Raw genomic sequence first — 18,279 nt, 5'->3', positions numbered from 1 at the left:
GCGGGCGTCCACCCCCGCGCAGGTACAGTGGCGCCCATGGTGGCCCGGCGCGTGCAGACGGCGATCCGCGTGACCCTGGGGGCCGGCCTCGCCGCGCAGGCGGCGACGATCGCCGGGCTCGCCGTCGTGGACCACCAACGCAAGCGCGACCGCCGGGACGTCAGCTTTCCCAGCGCCCCGCCGGTCGACGTCAGCCTGGACGAGGTGGCCGAGATGGCGGTGTTCACCCGCGGCAGCGACCTGTTCGACGCGATGATCGACGCCATCGACGGCGCGACGCAGAACATTCTCTTCGAGACCTACATCTGGAAGGCCGACGCCGAGGGGCGTCGATTCAAGGATGCCCTCACCCGCGCAGCGCGCCGGGGCGTCGCAGTGCACGTCGTCTACGACTGGTTCGCCAACCTGGTCGTGCCGCAGCAGTTCTTTCGGTTCGACCACCGCGTGACCGTCATGCCCCACCAGCCCTGGACGGGGCTCCGCGGCCGGGTCGTCCGCAGCCCCGGCCTCAACCACCGCAAGATCCTGGTCGTCGACGGCCGCGAGGCCTTCGTCGGCGGCTACAACATCGGCTCCCTCTACGCCACGCAGTGGCGCGACACCCATCTGCGCGTGCGTGGCCCGGCGGCGGCCGAGCTCGAGAACGCGTTCGTCGACTACTGGAACGGGGCACGCGGACGCCGCCACGCCGCCCTGCCCCAGCCGCCGGCCCGCCTGTGGCACTCGACCTTCTCGGTGGTGCGCAACGTGCCCAGCGTCGGGGTGTACCCCATCCGGTACATGTACCTCGAGGCGATCGACCGCGCCCGCGACCACATCTGGCTCACCCACGCCTACCTCATCCCCGACGACGACCTCGTGATCGCGCTCACGGACGCCGCCGCCCGGGGCGTCGACGTCCGCGTGATCGTCCCGGCGGCGTCCAACCACATCGTTGCCGACTGGCTGAGCCGCGGCTTCTACCGCACCCTGCTGCGCGGCGGCGTCCGGCTGTTCCTCTACCGCGGCACGATGGTCCACGCGAAGACGGCCACGATCGACGGCATCTGGTCGACCATCGGCACGGCCAACCTCGACTCGCTCAGCCTCATCGGCAACTACGAGGTCAACGCCCAGGTGATCGACGAGGCCCTGGCCGCCGAGATGGAGCAGCTGTTCCACATGGACGCCGCCCAGTGCCGCGAGCTGACCCTCGACCGCTGGAGCGAACGCTCCCTGATCGCGAAGGTGTCCGAGGCCATCCTGGCGCCGCTGCGCCCGCTGCTGTGACGCCCGCCGGCCTGTGACCTGGGTCCGATCCCAGGTCCACCCCGGGCACCCCCGACCCTCCTCCTGGGGGTCTGTCCTGATTGAACCCTGAACGGCCCAATCTGAGTAGCGGCGATGCCCGAAACCGCACTAGCGTTTCAGCCATGGGTTTTATCGGATGGATCGTTCTGGGCCTCCTCGCTGGGGCCATCGCTAAGGCAATCATGCCCGGCAACCAGGGTGGCGGCTGGCTCGCCACGCTGCTCCTGGGTGTCGTCGGCGCCGTGGTGGGCGGCTGGATCGGCAGCGCCGTCTTCAACATCGGCCTCGAGAACTTCTGGAGCCTCCAGACGTGGCTCGTCGCCATTCTCGGTGCGCTGCTCGTGCTGGCCATCTGGGGCTTCGTGACCCGGAACCGCGCGCGCGCCTGACCACCACACACCGCAACCACACACAACCGGCGCGTCCCCTCGGGGGCGCGCCGGTTCTTCACGTCCTGGCCCGGACCGCTTCCCCGCGGGCGCGCCCCATCTGCCGGGACGCGTCCCGGGGCGGCTAGACGAGCCGCCGGTCGGTCGCCCAGCGGGTCAGCTGGTGGCGGTTGGAGAGCTGCAGCTTGCGCAACACGCTGCTCACGTGGGTCTCCACCGTCTTGATGGAGATGAACAGCTCCTTCGCCACCTCCTTGTACGCGTAGCCGCGCGCGATCAGCCGCAGCACCTCCCGCTCGCGCTGACTCAGCCGGTCGAGATCCTCGTCGATGGACGCCACGTCGATGGCCCCGCTGAAGGCGTCCAGCACGAAGCCGGCCAGCCGCGGGCTGAACACCGCGTCCCCGTCAGCCACCCGCCCGATGGCCTCCACCAGCTCGGGCGCCGAGATCGACTTCGTCACGTACCCCCGGGCGCCGGCGCGGATGACGCCGATGACGTCCTCGGCCGCGTCGGAGACGCTCACGGCCAGGAACGTGACGTCCGGCGTCACGGCCAGCACCTGCTTGATCACCTCGACGCCCCCGCCACCGGGCAGGTGCACGTCCAGCAGCACCACCTCCGGCAGCGTCCGCGTGATCACCTCGACCGCGCTGGGCACGTCCTCACCCTCCCCCACGATCGTGACGTAGGGCCCGATGTCGTGCTTCACGCCGCTGCGGAACATCGCGTGGTCGTCCACCAGGACGACGCGGCGCTGCCCCGCCACCTTCGGTTCCTCGAGCTCGGGACCGTTGCTGCTCATAACCTCATCTCCAGACTCACCTCGGTGCCACGTTCGGCATCGGACCGGATGCGCGCCACGCCGTGGTGGCGCGCCATGCGTTCGAGGATGCTGCCCCGGACGCCCATGCGATCCTCCGCCACGAGGTCCACATCGAAACCACGCCCGCGGTCGCGGACGAACACCTCGACGGAATCCTCGTCGACCTCAGCGTAGACGTCCACCACCGGGGCGCCCGAGTGCTTCGCCGCGTTCACGATGGCCTCCCGGGCGGCCCGCACGAGTTGCTCGAGCCGGGCCGTCAAGGCGACGTCCCCCACCGTGACGCACTCGACCGTCACGTCGAAGTCGTCCTCGATCGCCTGGGCGGCCTCGTGCAGGGCGTCGCGCAGCGTCTGGGCCGACGACGACGCACCGTAGAGCCACTGGCGCAGCTGCCGCTCCTGCCGGCGGGCCAGCCGGACGACCTCGCGCGGGTGATGTGCCTGGCGTTGGATGAGGGCAAGGGTCTGCAGCACGGAGTCGTGCAGGTGGGCCGCCATGTCGGCACGGGCGTCGCTGAGCAGCTTGGCCTCGCGGGCGCGGACGAAGGCGCGCCGCGTCCGCACCGCCCAGGGCGCGGCCGCGGCCACCACCGCCACCACCGCCGCTCCGACGGCCAGCGCCGTCCCCCAGAACGCCCCCAGGTCCGGCACTGCCCACCAGGTGAGCAGCACCGCGACGCCCAGCAGCCCCAACCCCACCCCGAGGCAGACCACCGTCGTCCAGTGGGCCACCAGCGGGCCGAGCAGGCCCCGCCAGTCCGGCGACGCGTCGCTGCGCCCCGGCCCGGCATGGTCGGCCTGCCACCACACTAGCGTGAGCCCGACAGCGGCGGCCACCGCGGCCGCCCACCAGTCCCACGCCAAGCCCCACCCCAGCCACTGGATCAGCCACACGAGCCCGACCCCGATCACGCCGAGCGCCACGGCCTGGCCCACGTCCGTGGTGCGGGGGCGGCGCGCAGCCACCGTGCGCAGGTTCTGGCGGGTGGCCGCGTCCACACCGGGGGCGTTCGCATCCGGCTCCGCCGGCGGCAGCGCCAGCCACAGCCCGAGGTAGACGCCGACGCCGACGAGCCGCCACGCACCCACGACGACGAACAGGATCCGGACGGCGAGGACGGGCAACCCGGTCTGGTCGGCGAGACCGGCGGCGACGCCGCCCAGCCAGGCACGGTCCAGCGGCCGGTCGAGCCGTCGGGGCTCTCCGGGCGCCACGAGTTCGGGCCGGGTCACGGCTCACAGCCTAGGGGCGAGGGGAGCCCACGGGCTGACACCAACCCCGGGGTGCCCTCGGGGATTCCCTGATCAGCCGGCCGGGGGCATCGGACACACTGGAACGGTGAATGACGTTCCTGCGCTGCGCCGCGACCCCCACGCCGCGCAGATCGCGGGCGTCTGCGTCGCGCTGGCCCGGGAGTGGCGGATCGACCCCCTCCTCGTGCGCCTCGGCTTCGTCGCCGCGGCCCTGATCACCAACGGCGTCGCCATCGGCGCCTACCTCGTCGGCTGGGCGCTGATCCCGCGCACGGGTGGCGCGGGCGAACCCATCCGTCACCTCCTGCCCTTCACCCGCGGCTGGTCGCGGGGCACGCTGGTGCTCGCCGTGGTGACGGCCACCCTGGGTGGTCTGGTGGTCACCGGCGCGGGCCCCGGGGCGCTGGCGATCATGGGCATCGTCTGGCTCGTGCTGCGGCTCGGACGCGGCCGACAGTCGGCCCCCGCGCCCGCCCCCAGCGACCCGGCCACACCCCGCACGGAGTTCGAGCGCCTCGCACTGGCCTGGCAGAGCCGCCTCGACAACGTGGACGCCGGCCGTCCGGCCGGTTGGGAGCCGCCGCTGAGCGCCGCCACCGCGCCCGCGCCGGACGGCACCCGCGCACCGGCCGGCACACGCCGCCGGCGCGGCTGGCGCACCTGGTGCGGCGTCGTCGTGGTGCTCGGGGGCGCCTGGAGCGCGCTCGGCGTGCTCGTGGCCCGGGGCACCGACGTGCCCGGGCTGGCCTGGGTGGCATCCACCCTGGCGGTGCTCTCGCTGGCGCTCATCGTCGTCGCGAGCCCCGGCCGTGCCGTCCACGGCCGACCTGGCGGGCTCGTGCCCGCCACCGTGGTGGCCGCGGCAGCGACCGTGACGATGCTGCTGATCCCGGCACCGTCGGCCCTGGTCGCACCCGAGATGCACCGCGCCGTCGGCCCCGTCGCGGTGCCGTCCGAAACCGAGCTGCCCTCCGGTGACCAGACGATCAACCTGCGCGACGCCGTGGTGGTGCAGACGGAGACGGTCACCTACCGACAGGACATGGGACGCCTCACCGTGCTGCTCCCCGCCTCCGGCAACGTGCGGGTGGAGGCCAGCGTGGATGTCGGCTCCCTGGTCGCGCCCGACGCGTCCGCCCACGGCGTCGAGCAGACCCTGACGTGGGAACGCATCGACGATCCCAGCGCTCCGGTGCTCACCGTGCGCGCCGCGCTCGACGTCGGCCGGGTCGAGGTGCAGCCGTGAAGACGGACGTGACAGCGCTCGTGCTCGGGCTCGTCGGCCTGCTGGTCGCCGGGCTGGGCCTGTGGGACGCCTTCGGCACCGTGCACTGGCCTTGGGTGTGGGTCGGTGCGCCGGTCGCCCTCGTGATCTTCGGCCTGCTCGGACTGTTCGCCTCCCGCACCCCACCCTGATCCGTCGGACGCTGCGTCCGACGTCCCCTCGACCACCAACGAAAGGAAACCAACCATGGCCTCCACCTCACTCGTCCGGAGCCGCTCCGACAAGGTGATCGCCGGTGTCTGCGGCGGGCTGTCCCGCACGCTCGGCATCGACGCGACGATCGTCCGGATCCTGTTCCTGCTCGCCGCCATCTTCATCCAGCCCCTCGGCTGGATGGCGTATGTCGCCCTGTGGCTGTTCCTGCCCTACGAGGACGGCGGCGAGACCGGCTTCAACCAGCTCAAGCGTCAGTTCGGCTCGGGTCCCTCGCGCTCCTGACCTCACACCGACGGCCCGGACGCCCTCGTGGCGTCCGGGCCGCCGTGCGTCCAGGGCCCGGGGCCTCAGTCGGGTGGGGGTGCGGGACGGCGTCCGGAGTCGATGCCTGCCAGGCCCCAGCGGACGGTGGCCGTGCCGGCCCTGCCCAGGGCGCGACCGACGGGGACGGGAAGGCGGGTGCCGACCAGCGCGCGGGCCCACGGCGGCAGGACGGCGATACCGCCCGCCGCGAGCATCCAGTAACCCGGACGGGCCGCGCCGGGCAGCGGGGGCGTCCGCAGGAGGAAGTCGATGGTCTCGGCGGCCGCGGGGGTCAGCTCCAGCTCGGGCCGGTAGGCCGCGAGGACGGCGGCCAACGCCGCCACCGAGGTGGGTGGGTCGAGCACGCCCAGCCGCGCCGCGGGCACCGCGGTCTGGGCCACGTAGGTGTCGGCGTCGGCGGCGCTGAGCGGGTGCGCGCCGTAGACCCGGTGGGCGGCGAGGAAGCTGGCGATCTCGGCGGCGTGGATCCAGGCGAGCAGGTGCGGGTCGCTGGCGCGGTATGGACGGCCGCGGTCGTCCTTGCCGCGGACGCGCTCGTGGACGGCGGCGACGTGGTCGATGGTCTGGGTCGCGTGCGGAATCGTGCCGTAGGTGGTGATCGCGATGTAGTGGCTCGTGCGCTGCAGGCGTCCCCACGGATCGCCCTTGTAGCCCGAATGGCCGGCGACGCCCGCCATGGCCAGCGGGTGCAGCGACTGCAGGAGCAGGGCGGCAACGCCGCCCGGGAACATCGAGGCGTCCTCGTGCACGCGCCAGATCGGGTCGGTGGGGCTGAACCACCGCTCCCCCGGCTGGCCCCAGATCTGGTGGCCGCGGTCGGCGGCGTCGGAGCCGGCGACACGGGCACGCAGCGTCTCACCGAGGAGACGCTGGGCGGGGCGCAGCACTCTGCCGGCCGTTCGACCGACCGCCCCCACGCGACGGCTCACTCCCATTCGATGGTGCCCGGCGGCTTGGAGGTCACGTCGACCACGACCCGGTTGATCTCGCGGACCTCGTTGGTGATGCGGGTGGAGATCTTTTCCATCAGCTCGTAGGGCAGCCGCGCCCAGTCGGCCGTCATGGCGTCCTCGCTCGTGACGGGGCGCAGGACGACGGGGTGGCCGTAGGTGCGGCCGTCCCCCTGGACGCCGACGCTGCGGACGTCGGCCAGCAGCACGACGGGGAACTGCCAGACCTCGCGGTCGAGGCCGGCGCGGGTGAGCTCCTCGCGGGCGATGGCGTCCGCCTCGCGGAGGATGTCGAGGCGCTCGCGCGTCACCTCTCCGATGATCCGAATGCCCAGGCCGGGGCCCGGGAAGGGCTGGCGCCACACCATCTCGTCGGGCAGGCCGAGCTCGGCACCGACGGCGCGCACCTCGTCCTTGAACAGGGTGCGCAGCGGCTCGATGAGGGTGAACTGGAGGTCGTCGGGCAACCCGCCCACGTTGTGGTGGCTCTTGATGTTGGCCGCGCCCTCCCCGCCGCCGGACTCGACCACGTCGGGGTAGAGGGTGCCCTGCACGAGGAACTTGATGTCGGTGGCCGCGTCGATCTGGCGCACGGTGTGCTCGAAGACACGGATGAACTCCCGGCCGATGATCTTGCGCTTGGTCTCGGGCTCGGAGACGCCGGCGAGGGCGGAGAGGAACTGCTCCTCCGCCTCGGCGACGACGAGGTTGATGCCGGTGATGCGGACGAAGTCCTCCCGCACCTGCTCGCGCTCGCCCTTGCGGAGCAACCCGTGGTCGACGAACGCGCAGGTGAGCTGGTCACCCACGGCCTTGTGGACGAGCGCCGCGGCGACCGCGGAGTCGACACCGCCGGAGAGGGCACAGAGCACCTGGGCGTCCCCCACCTGCTCGCGGATGAGCGCCACCTGCTCGTCGACGATGTTGGCCGGCGTCCACGTCGGCTCGATGCCGGCGACCTGGCTGAGGAACTGGGCGAGCACCTGCTGGCCGTGTTCGGTGTGCATGACCTCGGGGTGCCACTGGACGCCCGCGAGTCGACGGGCGGCGTCCTCGAAGGCGGCGACGGGGGCACCCGCAGTGTGGGCCAAGGCGGCGAACCCCTCGGGCGCGCGCTGGACGGAGTCGCCGTGACTCATCCAGGTCGAGAAGGTGTCCGGGAGGTTCTGCAACAGGACGCCGCGGGCGTCCAGCCGCGTCGGCGTCCGGCCGAACTCCGACAACCCGGTGCGGGCGACCTCGCCGCCCAGCGCCGCGGCCATGGCCTGGAAGCCGTAGCAGATACCGAGCGCGGGAACGCCCTGGGTGAACAGGGCCGGGTCGACCTGGGGAGCACCGGGGGTGTACACCGACTGGGGCCCGCCGGAGAGGATGATCGCGAGCGGATCCTTCGCCATGATCGCCTCCACCGATGCGGTGTGCGGCATGATCTCGGAGAACACCTTCGCCTCACGGACGCGGCGCGCGATGAGTTGGGCGTACTGCGCCCCGAAGTCGATGACGATGACGGGGCGGTGGGACTCAACCGAGGTCATGGGGAAACCCTACCGTCGCCCCGGGGAAGGACCGTAGGGAGGGCGTCCGCCGGGGACCGACGCCCGGCACGGCCGCCAGTGCTCATCGGCAAGCTTTGAAGATTGACTTCGCTGTCTAAAGTGGTCAGGATTGATGGATGTTCGCCTTGACCATCGACCAGCGCCTCTCGCGCCGTGGTGACGACCTGGTGCCGGAGTTGCTCGGGCTGCTCGGCGGCGTCCGCACGGTGCTGCCGTTCGAGCGCACCGTGGGCGACGAGGTGCAGGGGTTGCCCGCCGACGGCCGGGCCGCCCTCGACGCCCTGCTCATCGTCCTGCGCGACGGACGCTGGTCGGCCGGCCTGGGCATCGGCGCGGTGGAGCATCCGCTGCCGGCCTCGGTGCGCGCTGCGCGTGGCCCGGCGTTGCTGGACGCCCGCGACGCGGTCGAGCGCGCCAAGGGCGCTGGTCCCGTCCGCGTGTCCGTGGCCTCGTCGTCCGCCCCCGACCTCGCCGCCGAGGTGGAGGCGCTGATCGGGCTCATCGGCACGATGGTGCTCCGGCGCACGTCGACGCAGTGGGTGGTCGTGGACGCCGTCGACGCGTCCGCCACCCAGCGCGCGGCGGCCGAGACGCTCGGCGTCACCCCGCAGAACGTGTCGCAGACGCTCACCGCGTCCGCCATCGGCGTGGAGCGGGCGGGCTACCCTGTGCTCGTCCGACTGCTGGAGGAGGCTGACGCGTCATGAATCCGTGGCTGGTGGCGGGGATCATCGTGGGCGCGCTCGTGGCGTCCGTGCTGGTCGGCTGGGCCGTCTCCGTGGGGGTGTTGCGGCTGGCGCGGGTGCCCGAGGTGATCCTGCCGACCATGGAGCGCGACAGCACCGGACGCCTCGTGCCCCTGTTGGCCCCGCGCTCCGCCGAGCCGCGACCGTTGCTGCGTGGGGGTTTGTGGGTGGGCATCCTGGAGCGCATCGCCATCACCGGCGCCATCATGGCCCAGCACCCCGAGCTGATCGCGATCGTCGTCGCGATCAAGGGGCTCGGCCGGTACCCCGAGTTGCAACAGGCAGGCGGGGCGTCCGAGCGGTTCATCGTGGGCACCCTGGCGTCCTTCGGCGTGGCCGTCGCGGTCGGGCTGGGCGCGTTGGCGCTGCTGCCCTGACGGGTCGGCCCTGACCCGGCGCACGCCGGACCTGTGAACGCGGCGCACCTCACACGCACGTGACGCACCTCGAACCCACGTGGTCGTGATCCGCACTGCGTTGGTGCCCCGGGTGCGCGGTGAACCGGCTTCCCCCACGGGGGTGCGGCCACTCTCCTGCCTCCGGCTGGAGGTCAGGCAGCCATGTCTCGCCCGGACGCGAGCGCCGCCCGGATGCGACGCACCAGCATGTCGGGATGGTCGAGGTCGGGCCAGATCCACCGCACGACCAGCCAGTTCTCCCGGCGCAGCGCGTCCTCGCGAATCTTCTCGCGGACGACAGCGTCCTCGGCCGTCTCGTCGCGCAACCGGGAGCGGCCATACTTCACCCTCCCGTCGAACTCCCCGAGCACCCGCTGGTCGATCCACCCGAAGTCGCTGCGCCCGATCAGCACGCCATCGCACCACACCTCATGCTGCAGCGTCGGCTCAGCGATGAGGCTGCGCGCGAAGATCACCCGGCTCCGCGACTCACCGACGGACTCGGCACGACCGTCGGCAAAGGTCACCACTGCGCGCGCCTGCCTATTGCCCGGACGCCGGCGCGCCCGCTCCACCTCGTCCAGCAGCTCGGGACGCGTGGCGCCCAGGCGCAGGGCGGCGTCCGCCACCCCGACTGCCCACTCGAAAGGCAACTCTCTGGCGAGGTCGGAGACCGTGCGGGCGAGCGAAGTCAATGGCACCCCGTCGATCTCGGTGATCTCGTCGGCCTCCAACGGGCAACCCCGGACATGGACCGATCCCGAGACGTGCCCCCGTCCGCGGACCGACTGGGTGAACGACACCCTCTGGATCGCCGAGCCGGGCACCGGCAGACCATGGAGCACTGCCGCGCTGCCGTGACTCACGACCCCCCGCGGCAACACCAGCCTCGCCGCGGCAATCTGGAGCCGATGGGCGTCGGTGGGGTCGAGCTGCCCGCCGGGCCGGTAGACGCCGCGTCGCAGCCGGATCAGCTTGCCGGTTGCCAGCTCACGCGCCACCTCCCGGGGGCCGACGCCGACTCCGGCCAATTGTTTCGCGGTGAAGATCTCAAGCTCCATGGCGACAGCTCACCACTCCTCGCGCGTCCGGCGCCCCTCGGGAACCCGATCCGGGCCACATCTGTGGAGAACTCCGCGATCACGCTCCCCACACCTGGCGCCTCGCCCCACCTGGCGCACGTGGCCGCCACGTGGCGCACTCGGGCGCCACCTGGCGCACCGCGCATCCCAGCGCGGACCCCACGTGGCGCACCTCATCTCCACGTGGCGCAGCGCCGCTCACGTGGAGGGCCGTGCAAGGGCCGCCACGTGGGCTCCACTGCGCCACGACGTGGGGCATCCCGCCACGTGAGCCCCAGGTGCGCCGCGTGGCCCATCCACACGGACCCCACGGACCCCACGGACCCCGCGGAGAACGCCGTGGCTCGACGGCCCCCGTGTTCGCCTGGGCACTCTCGCGGGGGCCGGCGTCCCGGCTCAGAACCGAACCACTCACCGTTGGAGCCGCTTGGCGCCCCCGCCGGGTGTGACGCACCTGACGCAGTGCCACGTGGCGCAGCTCAGACGACCTGACGCAGCATGGACACCCCCGCTTGCCCCACGTGGCGCAGCTCAGACGACCTGACGCAGCATGGACGCCTCCGCTTGCCCCACGTGGCGCACCTCATCTGCACGTGGCGCAGCTCCGCTCACGTGGAGGGCCGTGCAAGGGCCGCCACGTGGGCTCCACTGCGCCACGACGTGGGAACCCCCGCCACGTGGGCCCGAGGGTGCGCCCCGTCAGGAGAGCGCCAGGTGACCTCGACGGGTCGTGGGAATTCGGGCAAGGGACGGCGCCGGGGCACGAAACCATGCTGAACGCCCAGCCCGCCCCAGCGCCGACCGGGGTGGGAGGCCCGACCGGGTGGGAGGCGCCGACCTGGGGTGGGGGGCGTCCGCCCCGGAACCATGGAGGAATCGTCGCAAGACCACCCCGGTATCCGGGCGCCGACCAATGAGATGCGGTCGGGAATACGGGGCGTCGCCCGGTAGGGTGAGGAGGCATGAACGTGTTCGAGAACGTCACTGAACTCATCGGCCGCACGCCGCTGGTGAAGATCAACAATCTGTTCCCCGATGCCAAGGCGACGGTGCTGGCCAAGCTGGAGTTCTACAACCCGGCCAACTCGGTGAAGGACCGCATCGGCGTCGCGATCGTGGACGCCGCGGAGGCGTCCGGTGAGCTCAAGCCCGGGGGCACCATCGTCGAGGGCACGTCGGGCAACACCGGCATCGCGCTCGCCATGGTCGGTGCCGCGCGCGGCTACAAGGTGGTGCTGACGATGCCGGAGACCATGTCGAAGGAGCGGCGCGCCCTGCTGCGCGCGTTCGGCGCCGAGCTGGTGCTCACGCCGGGCCCGGAGGGCATGCGCGGCGCGGTCAACAAGGCCAACGAGATCGCCGAGGAGCGGGGCGGCGTCCTGGCCCGCCAGTTCGAGAACCAGGCGAACGTCGAGATCCACCGCAAGACGACCGCGGAGGAGATCTGGAACGACACCGACGGCTCGGTCGACATCGTGGTGAGTGGCGTCGGCACGGGCGGCACCATCACCGGTGTGGGCCAGGTGCTCAAGGAGCGCAAGGCTGACGTGCGCATGGTCGCCGTGGAGCCCGCCGAGTCGCAGGTGCTCGCCGGCAATGCGCCCGCGCCCCACAAGATCCAGGGCATCGGTGCGAACTTCGTCCCCGCGATCCTCGACCGCGACGTCATCGACGAGATCATCCCGGTCGCCTCCGAGGACGCCGTCTCGTGGGCCCGCAAGGCCGCCACCGACGAGGGTCTGCTGGTGGGCATCAGCTCCGGCGCCGCCCTCAAGGCCGCCGGTGAGGTGGCCTCCCGCGCCGAGAACGAGGGCAAGACGATCGTCGTCATCATCCCGAGCTTCGGTGAGCGCTACCTCAGCTCGGTGCTCTACGCCGACCTGCTGGACTGACCCTGAACGGCACCTCCGGGGCCACGGACGCCGCCCGCACGCCGGGCGTGGCCGTGGCCCCGATCCCGTTCGGTTCCTCCACCCGGGGCTCGCTGGGCCTGGAGTGGGAACTCTTCGTCGTGGACGCTGCGACCGGTGCCCTCGCGCCGCGCGCCCCGGAGTTGCTGGACGCCCTGGGCGCGACCGAGGACGGTCCCATCGTCGGTGAGTACCTCACCACGATGATCGAGCTCGTCTCGGGCGTGCACGCCACCGTGCCCGACGCCCTCGCCGAAATGCGCGCCCTGCTCGGCCGGGTCACTGACGCCGCCGCGCCCCTGGGCCTGGCCGTCCTCGCCGCCGGCACCCACCCGGGCGCCCGTCCGGACGACGCCACCGTGAGCCCCGGTGAGCAGTACGCCACCGTCGCCGAACGCAACGCCTGGTGGGGCCGCCGGATGCTGATCTGCGGCACCCACGTGCACGTCGGCGTCCCCGACGTCCGCCTTGCCCTGCCCCTCACCCACTTCCTCGCCGAGACGGCGCCGGTGCTGCTGGCGCTGACGGCGTCCAGCCCCTTCTTCACCGGCGAGGACACCGGGTTTGCGTCGCAGCGCACCATGCTGTTCCAACAGCTCGCCACCAACGGCCTGCCGCCCGACCAGGTGCGGGACTGGCCCGCCTTCGAGGCCTACGTGGCCGACCTGCAGCGCGCGGGCATGGCCACCAAGGCCACCGAGATCCGCTGGGACGTCCGGCCTGCCCCCAAGTTCGGCACCGTCGAGCACCGGGTCGCCGACTGCTCCCCCACCCTGGCCGAGCTGGGTGCCGTCGCCGCCTGGAGCCAGTGCCTCACGGAGTGGTTCTGGCGCCACCACGATGCCGATGACGCCCCGCCCCGCCGACCGGCGTGGTTCGTCCGGGAGAACAAGTGGCGCGCCGCCCGCCACGGCCTCGACGCCCAGCTCATCGACGCCGCGGGCACCCCCGTGCCCCTGCGCGACGAGATCGACCGCTGGCTCGCCGAGCTCACACCGATCGCGTCCGACCTCGGCTGTTCGGACGCCCTCGCCGTCACCACCCGCCTGCTGACCCACGGCACGTCCGCGGAGCGACAACGCGCGCTCGCCACCGACGGCGCGGACCCCGCCACCATCACGAAGGCCCTGATGGCCGAGACGAGCGCCTCGCTCGAGGAGGATCTGTGAAGCCGTTCCTGCACCTGTCGATCCGCGACCACGACGAGGCCGCGGCGGCCGAGTACGACGCCCTGTGCACGTTCACCGGGCTGGAGCCGGACGCCCTCGTCTCGCTGCGCGCCGAGCACGCCCCGCTGCCCGACGTCGACGTGGCCGACTACGCCGGCGTCATCGTGGGCGGCGGGCAGTACAACGCCTCCGACGCCACCAAGTCGGCGGTTCAGCAGCGGGTGGAGGACGACCTCGGCCGCGTCCTGGACGCCGCACTCGACCACGACGTTCCGTTCCTCGGCCTGTGCTACGGCGTCGGCCTCATCACCCAGCGGCTGGGCGGCGTGGTCGACAAGTCCTACGGCGAGCGGCCCGGTGCGGTCGCGGTGTCGCTGACCGACGCGGCGGCGTCCGACCCGGTGTTTGCCGGGCTGCCGGCCACCTTCGACGCCTTCGTGGGCCACAAGGAGGCGTGCGCGGCGCTCCCGCCCGACGCGGTGCTGCTCGCGACCGGCGACGCCTGCCCCGTCCAGGCCTTTCGCGTCGGACGCCGCGCCTACGCCACCCAGTTCCACCCCGAGCTCGACGTGGAACGCCTGGTGGAACGGCTGCGGATCTACGCGCACGCCGGCTACTTCCACCCCGACGAGCTGCCCCAGCTCATTGAGGAGACCCGGGCGTCCGGGGTGCGCGAGGTGCCGTCGCTCATCCTGCGCAACTTCGTCAGCGCGTTCGCGGGCTGAACCTCACTCCTCAGCGTCGCGGGCGATCAGCTCGTGGTGGCGCACGACCTCGCGCACGATGAAGGTGAGGAACTTCTCGGCGAACTCCGGGTCGAGGCCCGCCTCGTCGGCCAGCCCCCGCAGCCGCTCGATCTGGCGCCGCTCCCGCTCCGGGTCGGACGCCGGCATCCCCCGGTCGGCCTTGAGGTGGCCCACGGCCTGGGTGATGCGGAAACGCTCGGCGAGCAGGCACACGAGTGCCCGGTCGAGGTTGTCGATGCTCGCGCGCAGGGCGGCCAGGTCGGCGGGGACATCGCTCATGGGCTCACCCTAACGCCGCGGCGTCCGCGGATCGGGCCGCCTGGGGTCACAATGGACGGGTGCCCGCGCACGACGAACCCTTCTCCGGCCCGGAGCCCACGTCCCCGGTCTGGGTGATCCTCAACCCCAAGGCCGGCCAGTACGCGCGCGCCCGCCGCGAGATCGGCCCGATGTGCGCGGCGGGCGGCCTCGGCGATCCGCACATCGTCACGACCACCCGCGAGGACGCCGGCGGCCCCCAGGCGCGCGCCGCCCTCGCGCGCGGCGCCCGCCAGGTCGTGGTCGGCGGCGGGGACGGCACGGTCCGGGAGGTCGCCGAGGCGCTGGCCGGCTCGGGGGTCGAACTCGGCATCCTGCCGCTCGGAACGGCCAACCTCTTCGCCCACAACCTCGGGCTGCGCACCCGGCACCTGCGCGCGGCAATTCGGCGGGCGCTGCGGCCGGGAGCGACACCGGTCGACGTGGGCTGGGCGAGCTGGCGTCCGGTGTCGGCGGACGGGGTGGTCGGGACGCCGACGCGCGAGCGGGCGTTCCTGGTGATGGCGGGCGTGGGTCACGACGCAGCGACGGTGCACGACACCCGTCCCGAGCACAAGGATCGCCTGGGTTGGCTGGCCTACGTCGCCGCCGGCCTCAGGCGGCTGCGGGCCCACCCCCTTGACATGCGCGTGTCGCTCGACATGACGCCGGCGCGACGCATCCGGACGTGGACGCTCATCGTCGCCAACTGCGGTGCCATCCCGGCCGGGGTGCGGGTGGTGGGCACGGCGTCCCCCTTCGACGGGGTGCTGGACACGCTGGAGGTACCGATCCGCTCACCGCTGCAGTGGGGTGAGGTGGCCGCCAAGGGCATCCTGCACCACGCGCGGGAGGTGACGGCGCTGCGGTACGACCAGGCCCGGACGGTGTGGGCCGTCCCCGACCACCCCACGCCCCTGCACCTGGACGGCGACGTCGTCGGGACGGTCGCCGACCTGCGGGTGCGCGTCCAGGCCGGCGCGTTGCTCGTACGCCGTGGTCGCTGAGTTGTCACCCGGGTCTGGCACACTCACCGGCGTGATGGCTGCGCGGCGTCGGTTCGATCCCTGGTGGTGGGTGCTCAGCACGGAGCTCCGCCGCTCCACGCTGGCCGCCCCCGTGGCCGTGGCGGTGGTGACGTCGGTGTTCGGCCCCAACCCGGTGGCGGCCGAGCCCCACCAGGTCGTGTCGCGCTGGGGTCTCGGGTGGCTGGCCCTGTACCTCGCCGGCTATGTGGCGCTCACCGCGGCGCTGTACCTGCAGCCGTGGCCCCGCCTGGTGCGCTGGGCCGAGGCCTCGCGGGAGCCGACCTGGGTACGCCGGTACGTGCTGCTCCTGGAGCCCGGCTCAGGGCTGGCTGTCATGGTCTCGTACCTGTCGCTGGTGTTCGCGGTGCTGCTCGTCGTGGACCGCTCCCTGGGGGTGGTCGACCTGCTCCTCACGGTGATGCTCCTCATCGCGAGCTGGCTGACGATGCTGCTGTCCTTCGGCCTGGATTACCTGCGCACCGACGGCCGGCACGGCTGGACGCAGCTGCGCTTCCCCGACGATCCGGAGGCGGACGCCGGGGCGCAGCCCTGGGACGACGCGCCCGGCCCCCCGCTAGGCGCACGGGCCGCCGCGCGCCGCCCGGTGGACTACCTCTACTTCGCCGTGGCGGTGTCGACCACGTTCGGCACCACCGACGTGGAGGTCGCCAGCCGCCGGATGCGGCGCAAGGTATCGCTGCACGGCGTCCTGGCGTTTGTCTTCAACACCGTGGTGCTGGCCGTCGCCGTCGGCGCCATCAGCACCGTCGGGTCCTGACCCCGCGGGGCAGGCCGGCTCCTGGAACCCGGTTCCAGGGTGGGCCGACTCACTTGTTCGGGCCGCCGCTGCGCACGATCACCAACGCCCTGGGCTTTCTGCCACACGGCAACGGGGGTTCGTTACGAAGTCGAACGGGGCCGTCGCCTGTGGGTCCACGCCCCTTCCCCATGGGACGCAGGGCCGGGGGGCATCCTCGACCCGAGGCACTGGTTTGGGCACCGCCGTTGTCGCTTGGGCGCACCACGACGGAAAGGACGCACAGGGCGACGCTGGCTCAGCTGACCTGTGACAAGCAGCACGTCGACTCCCACTGCCACCTCGAACGACTCGGTCACGCAGCCACCCACCAGGGGTACAGGTCTTCCCTGCAGGCGCCCCGGATCTGCCGCGATCAACGTGCGTGGAGCCTCTCGGATCGGCACGTCAGTGAGTCAGGCAGGCGGATGCGCTCTTCTTCCGCGGGGGTGCCGCTGCTGCACGGCGGATTCGCCAAGCCCAGTTAGGGTGACGGCGTGGAGAAGGCACGTACGAACAAGGCGGTGTGCTTATTCGGCGGCCCGGCCATTGGCCCCTGCGGTCACCGTCCTTCACTTACGACGCGCTGTATCCCGACGGGTCGATCATCCTCAACGTAGAGGTCGACAAGGTCTTACGTGGTTGTGAGCTGCCGACGGATGCGTGGGTCACGCGTCACGCCGCGGAACGAGCTGCGACGAGGAAGGCCCCGGGGCCTGGGTGGAGCGCGCCACCGGCCGATGGCTGGAGTAGCGACCGTGCGGACGCACTGAATTGCCGCTGTCGGGGCGTAGCGTCCGACCATGCCCCAGCCAGAGACGCGGACAGCAGGAAAACATGACCCAAGAGCGCCCTCGATTGGTGATCCTCCGGGGCAACTCCGCCTCGGGGAATACCACATGTCGCGTTTGACGCTACTGTGCACGCTCTCGACTGCCGGCGTCTGTGTCCTGGATGGCGCTCTCGACCACTGGTGGTGACGACCCATCCGCATTACGCTTATTGCGACTGCTGCGACTGCTGCGACTGCTGCGAGTGTTTCGATTGGAAGGGGTGGGGCGATGAGTGACATCGCGACGCTGGTGCCCGAGCCGACAGACGCGGAGCTGGCGGCCTCGGCGCTACGCGGCCTTGACGCTGCACTGGATGCAGATACTCCGGTGCGGTTGAGCCTGGGCGGGTCGGGGGGGGAGGTGGATGTGCCGCGTTCGGCGCTGGCCGCGCTCGCCCGCGTGCTGGACAGCTTCGCCCACGGTGAGGGCGTGACCCTCGTGCCTGCGCACGCGGAGCTGACCACGCAGCAGGCAGCAGATGCCCTGAGCGTGTCTCGGCCGTTTCTGATCGGGCTGCTCGATGCCGGGCAGATCGCCTACCGCACGGTCGGCACGCACCGCCGGATCAAGGCCGCCTCCCTGATCGGGTACATGCGGGAGGACGACGCGCGCCGGGCGGCGGCAGCGGACGAGCTGGCGGCGGAGGCTCACGCGCTCGGGCTGAGCTGATGGCGCGGGTCGTCGTCTATGACGCGAACGTGTTCTACCCGTCCACGCTCAGAGACGTGCTGATCCGGGTCGGGTTGGCACGGCTGGCGTCGCCGAAGTGGACGGAGCAGATTCTCGATGAGGTGTTCGGCAACCTCCGGAAGAACCGGCCAGACCTCGATCCGGCCAGGTTGGAGCGCACCCGGCGGTTGATGAACGATGCGATCCGCGACGTGACGGTCACCGGCTACGAACACCTGGTCGACCAGCTCAAACTCCCCGACCCCGGCGACAGACACGTCCTGGCTGCTGCGATCCATGCCGGGGGACAGGTGATCGTCACCCGGAATCTGCGCGACTTCCCTGCCCACGCCCTCAGCCCGTGGGGTATCGAGGCTCAGCACCCGGATGCCTTCCTCACCGGGCTTCGCGCAGCGCACCCGGACGTGCTGGACGGGATCGTGACCGCGATCGCTCGCGCCTGGGGCGGCGATGCCACGGCGGTAGACGTGCTGGATCGCCTCGCCGTCGATGCGCCTCGCACCGCAGGGCTGGTGCGCCAAGCGCTCGAAAACCCCACTGCGTAGGCGGGGA

General features: G+C 72.1%; 20 protein-coding genes. 14 read left to right on the top strand and 6 right to left on the bottom strand.

What is annotated here, in order from left to right:
• Window positions 1–36 precede the first annotated feature (36 nt).
• Together PCC79_RS05260 and PCC79_RS05255 are read left to right on the top strand one after the other, a co-directional pair.
• Entirely contained in the window at window positions 37–1,269 is a 1,233-nt protein-coding gene (locus tag PCC79_RS05260; RefSeq protein WP_342373210.1) for a phospholipase D-like domain-containing protein, read from the top strand.
• 143 nt (window positions 1,270–1,412) lie between these two features.
• Entirely contained in the window at window positions 1,413–1,679 is a 267-nt protein-coding gene (locus PCC79_RS05255) for a GlsB/YeaQ/YmgE family stress response membrane protein (protein ID WP_342373209.1), read from the top strand.
• Between the two features lie 124 nt (window positions 1,680–1,803).
• On the opposite strand, the gene PCC79_RS05250 is transcribed toward PCC79_RS05255, so the two are convergent.
• Together PCC79_RS05250 and PCC79_RS05245 are read right to left on the bottom strand one after the other, a co-directional pair.
• Window positions 1,804–2,484 (bottom strand): response regulator transcription factor, encoded by a 681-nt coding sequence (locus PCC79_RS05250; RefSeq protein WP_342373208.1) that lies wholly within the window; start codon window positions 2,482–2,484, stop codon window positions 1,804–1,806.
• Entirely contained in the window at window positions 2,481–3,740 is a 1,260-nt protein-coding gene (locus PCC79_RS05245; RefSeq protein ID WP_342373206.1) for a PspC domain-containing protein, read from the bottom strand. The genes PCC79_RS05250 and PCC79_RS05245 overlap by 4 nt, the downstream gene beginning before the upstream one ends.
• Before the next feature lie 106 nt (window positions 3,741–3,846).
• Between PCC79_RS05245 and PCC79_RS05240 the strand changes: the two genes are divergently transcribed.
• The 3 genes from PCC79_RS05240 to PCC79_RS05230 are packed head-to-tail and all read left to right on the top strand — an operon-like array spanning window position 3,847 to window position 5,484.
• Window positions 3,847–5,007 carry a PspC domain-containing protein gene (locus PCC79_RS05240; protein WP_342373205.1) on the top strand — a complete coding sequence of 387 codons (1,161 nt, stop codon included), beginning with the start codon at window positions 3,847–3,849 and terminating at the stop codon, window positions 5,005–5,007.
• Window positions 5,004–5,177, top strand: coding sequence for a hypothetical protein (locus PCC79_RS05235; protein WP_232548891.1), 174 nt, complete (start codon window positions 5,004–5,006; stop codon window positions 5,175–5,177). Before PCC79_RS05240 ends, PCC79_RS05235 begins: the two co-directional genes overlap by 4 nt.
• A gap of 55 nt (window positions 5,178–5,232) precedes the next feature.
• Complete coding sequence (locus tag PCC79_RS05230) at window positions 5,233–5,484, top strand: PspC domain-containing protein (protein ID WP_342373204.1); 252 nt, start codon at window positions 5,233–5,235, stop codon at window positions 5,482–5,484.
• Between the two features lie 65 nt (window positions 5,485–5,549).
• On the opposite strand, the gene PCC79_RS05225 is transcribed toward PCC79_RS05230, so the two are convergent.
• Both PCC79_RS05225 and guaA read right to left on the bottom strand, forming a co-directional pair.
• Window positions 5,550–6,413 (bottom strand): oxygenase MpaB family protein, encoded by an 864-nt coding sequence (locus PCC79_RS05225; RefSeq protein WP_342373203.1) that lies wholly within the window; start codon window positions 6,411–6,413, stop codon window positions 5,550–5,552.
• Window positions 6,414–6,451: 38 nt separating this feature from the next.
• A complete protein-coding gene (gene guaA, locus PCC79_RS05220) occupies window positions 6,452–8,011 on the bottom strand; it encodes a glutamine-hydrolyzing GMP synthase (RefSeq protein WP_342373202.1) in 1,560 nt (519 codons plus the stop codon).
• Between the two features lie 137 nt (window positions 8,012–8,148).
• On the opposite strand from guaA, the gene PCC79_RS05215 reads away from it, so the two are divergent.
• Both PCC79_RS05215 and PCC79_RS05210 read left to right on the top strand, forming a co-directional pair.
• Entirely contained in the window at window positions 8,149–8,739 is a 591-nt protein-coding gene (locus tag PCC79_RS05215; protein WP_342373201.1) for a hypothetical protein, read from the top strand.
• Complete coding sequence (locus PCC79_RS05210) at window positions 8,736–9,155, top strand: hypothetical protein (protein ID WP_342373200.1); 420 nt, start codon at window positions 8,736–8,738, stop codon at window positions 9,153–9,155. Before PCC79_RS05215 ends, PCC79_RS05210 begins: the two co-directional genes overlap by 4 nt.
• 173 nt (window positions 9,156–9,328) lie before the next feature.
• Here the strand turns inward: PCC79_RS05210 and PCC79_RS05205 are convergent, their stop codons facing one another.
• Window positions 9,329–10,237: a type IV toxin-antitoxin system AbiEi family antitoxin domain-containing protein gene (locus PCC79_RS05205; protein WP_342373199.1), complete on the bottom strand. Its 909-nt coding sequence runs from the start codon at window positions 10,235–10,237 to the stop codon at window positions 9,329–9,331.
• Between the two features lie 983 nt (window positions 10,238–11,220).
• Between PCC79_RS05205 and cysK the strand changes: the two genes are divergently transcribed.
• Genes cysK through PCC79_RS05190 form a run of 3 tightly spaced genes read left to right on the top strand, consistent with a single transcriptional unit; the run spans window position 11,221 to window position 14,062 of the window.
• Window positions 11,221–12,150 (top strand): cysteine synthase A, encoded by a 930-nt coding sequence (gene cysK / locus PCC79_RS05200; protein ID WP_232548898.1) that lies wholly within the window; start codon window positions 11,221–11,223, stop codon window positions 12,148–12,150.
• Window positions 12,151–12,203: 53 nt separating this feature from the next.
• The gene (locus tag PCC79_RS05195; RefSeq protein WP_342373198.1) at window positions 12,204–13,337 is read left to right on the top strand and encodes a carboxylate-amine ligase; all 1,134 of its coding nucleotides are present in this window, start codon (window positions 12,204–12,206) and stop codon (window positions 13,335–13,337) included.
• On the top strand, window positions 13,334–14,062 hold the full coding sequence (locus PCC79_RS05190; RefSeq protein WP_342373197.1) for a glutamine amidotransferase: 729 nt from the start codon (window positions 13,334–13,336) through the stop codon (window positions 14,060–14,062). The genes PCC79_RS05195 and PCC79_RS05190 overlap by 4 nt, the downstream gene beginning before the upstream one ends.
• Before the next feature lie 3 nt (window positions 14,063–14,065).
• Here the strand turns inward: PCC79_RS05190 and PCC79_RS05185 are convergent, their stop codons facing one another.
• Window positions 14,066–14,362: a chorismate mutase gene (locus PCC79_RS05185; protein WP_232548901.1), complete on the bottom strand. Its 297-nt coding sequence runs from the start codon at window positions 14,360–14,362 to the stop codon at window positions 14,066–14,068.
• A gap of 59 nt (window positions 14,363–14,421) precedes the next feature.
• Between PCC79_RS05185 and PCC79_RS05180 the strand changes: the two genes are divergently transcribed.
• The 4 genes from PCC79_RS05180 (at window position 14,422) to PCC79_RS05165 (ending at window position 18,272) form a co-directional block, all read left to right on the top strand.
• Complete coding sequence (locus PCC79_RS05180) at window positions 14,422–15,387, top strand: diacylglycerol/lipid kinase family protein (protein WP_342373196.1); 966 nt, start codon at window positions 14,422–14,424, stop codon at window positions 15,385–15,387.
• 34 nt (window positions 15,388–15,421) lie between these two features.
• Window positions 15,422–16,186: a DUF1345 domain-containing protein gene (locus PCC79_RS05175; RefSeq protein ID WP_342373195.1), complete on the top strand. Its 765-nt coding sequence runs from the start codon at window positions 15,422–15,424 to the stop codon at window positions 16,184–16,186.
• 1,079 nt (window positions 16,187–17,265) lie between these two features.
• A complete protein-coding gene (locus tag PCC79_RS05170; RefSeq protein ID WP_342373194.1) occupies window positions 17,266–17,706 on the top strand; it encodes an excisionase family DNA-binding protein in 441 nt (146 codons plus the stop codon).
• Window positions 17,706–18,272, top strand: coding sequence for a PIN domain-containing protein (locus PCC79_RS05165; RefSeq protein ID WP_342373193.1), 567 nt, complete (start codon window positions 17,706–17,708; stop codon window positions 18,270–18,272). Before PCC79_RS05170 ends, PCC79_RS05165 begins: the two co-directional genes overlap by 1 nt.
• The last annotated feature ends 7 nt before the right edge of the window (window positions 18,273–18,279 follow it).

Origin of the sequence: Propioniciclava soli, assembly GCF_038502305.1 — a bacterium.
GTDB lineage: Bacteria > Actinomycetota > Actinomycetes > Propionibacteriales > Propionibacteriaceae > Propioniciclava > Propioniciclava soli.
The sequence above is the reverse complement of the archived record's forward strand: the minus strand, read 5'-3'. Positions and strand labels throughout refer to the sequence as shown.

What these genes read in the sequence shown, in the direction of transcription:
- PCC79_RS05260 (WP_342373210.1), top strand. Translation starts at nt 37, where the DNA reads ATGGTGGCCCGGCGCGTGCAGACGGCGATCCGCGTGACCCTGGGGGCC.
- PCC79_RS05255 (WP_342373209.1), top strand. Translation starts at nt 1,413, where the DNA reads ATGGGTTTTATCGGATGGATCGTTCTGGGCCTCCTCGCTGGGGCCATC.
- PCC79_RS05250 (WP_342373208.1), bottom strand. Translation starts at nt 2,484, where the DNA reads ATGAGCAGCAACGGTCCCGAGCTCGAGGAACCGAAGGTGGCGGGGCAG.
- PCC79_RS05230 (WP_342373204.1), top strand. Translation starts at nt 5,233, where the DNA reads ATGGCCTCCACCTCACTCGTCCGGAGCCGCTCCGACAAGGTGATCGCC.
- guaA (WP_342373202.1), bottom strand. Translation starts at nt 8,011, where the DNA reads ATGACCTCGGTTGAGTCCCACCGCCCCGTCATCGTCATCGACTTCGGG.
- PCC79_RS05215 (WP_342373201.1), top strand. Translation starts at nt 8,149, where the DNA reads ATGTTCGCCTTGACCATCGACCAGCGCCTCTCGCGCCGTGGTGACGAC.
- PCC79_RS05210 (WP_342373200.1), top strand. Translation starts at nt 8,736, where the DNA reads ATGAATCCGTGGCTGGTGGCGGGGATCATCGTGGGCGCGCTCGTGGCG.
- PCC79_RS05205 (WP_342373199.1), bottom strand. Translation starts at nt 10,237, where the DNA reads ATGGAGCTTGAGATCTTCACCGCGAAACAATTGGCCGGAGTCGGCGTC.
- cysK (WP_232548898.1), top strand. Translation starts at nt 11,221, where the DNA reads ATGAACGTGTTCGAGAACGTCACTGAACTCATCGGCCGCACGCCGCTG.
- PCC79_RS05185 (WP_232548901.1), bottom strand. Translation starts at nt 14,362, where the DNA reads ATGAGCGATGTCCCCGCCGACCTGGCCGCCCTGCGCGCGAGCATCGAC.
- PCC79_RS05175 (WP_342373195.1), top strand. Translation starts at nt 15,422, where the DNA reads ATGGCTGCGCGGCGTCGGTTCGATCCCTGGTGGTGGGTGCTCAGCACG.
- PCC79_RS05170 (WP_342373194.1), top strand. Translation starts at nt 17,266, where the DNA reads ATGAGTGACATCGCGACGCTGGTGCCCGAGCCGACAGACGCGGAGCTG.
- PCC79_RS05165 (WP_342373193.1), top strand. Translation starts at nt 17,706, where the DNA reads ATGGCGCGGGTCGTCGTCTATGACGCGAACGTGTTCTACCCGTCCACG.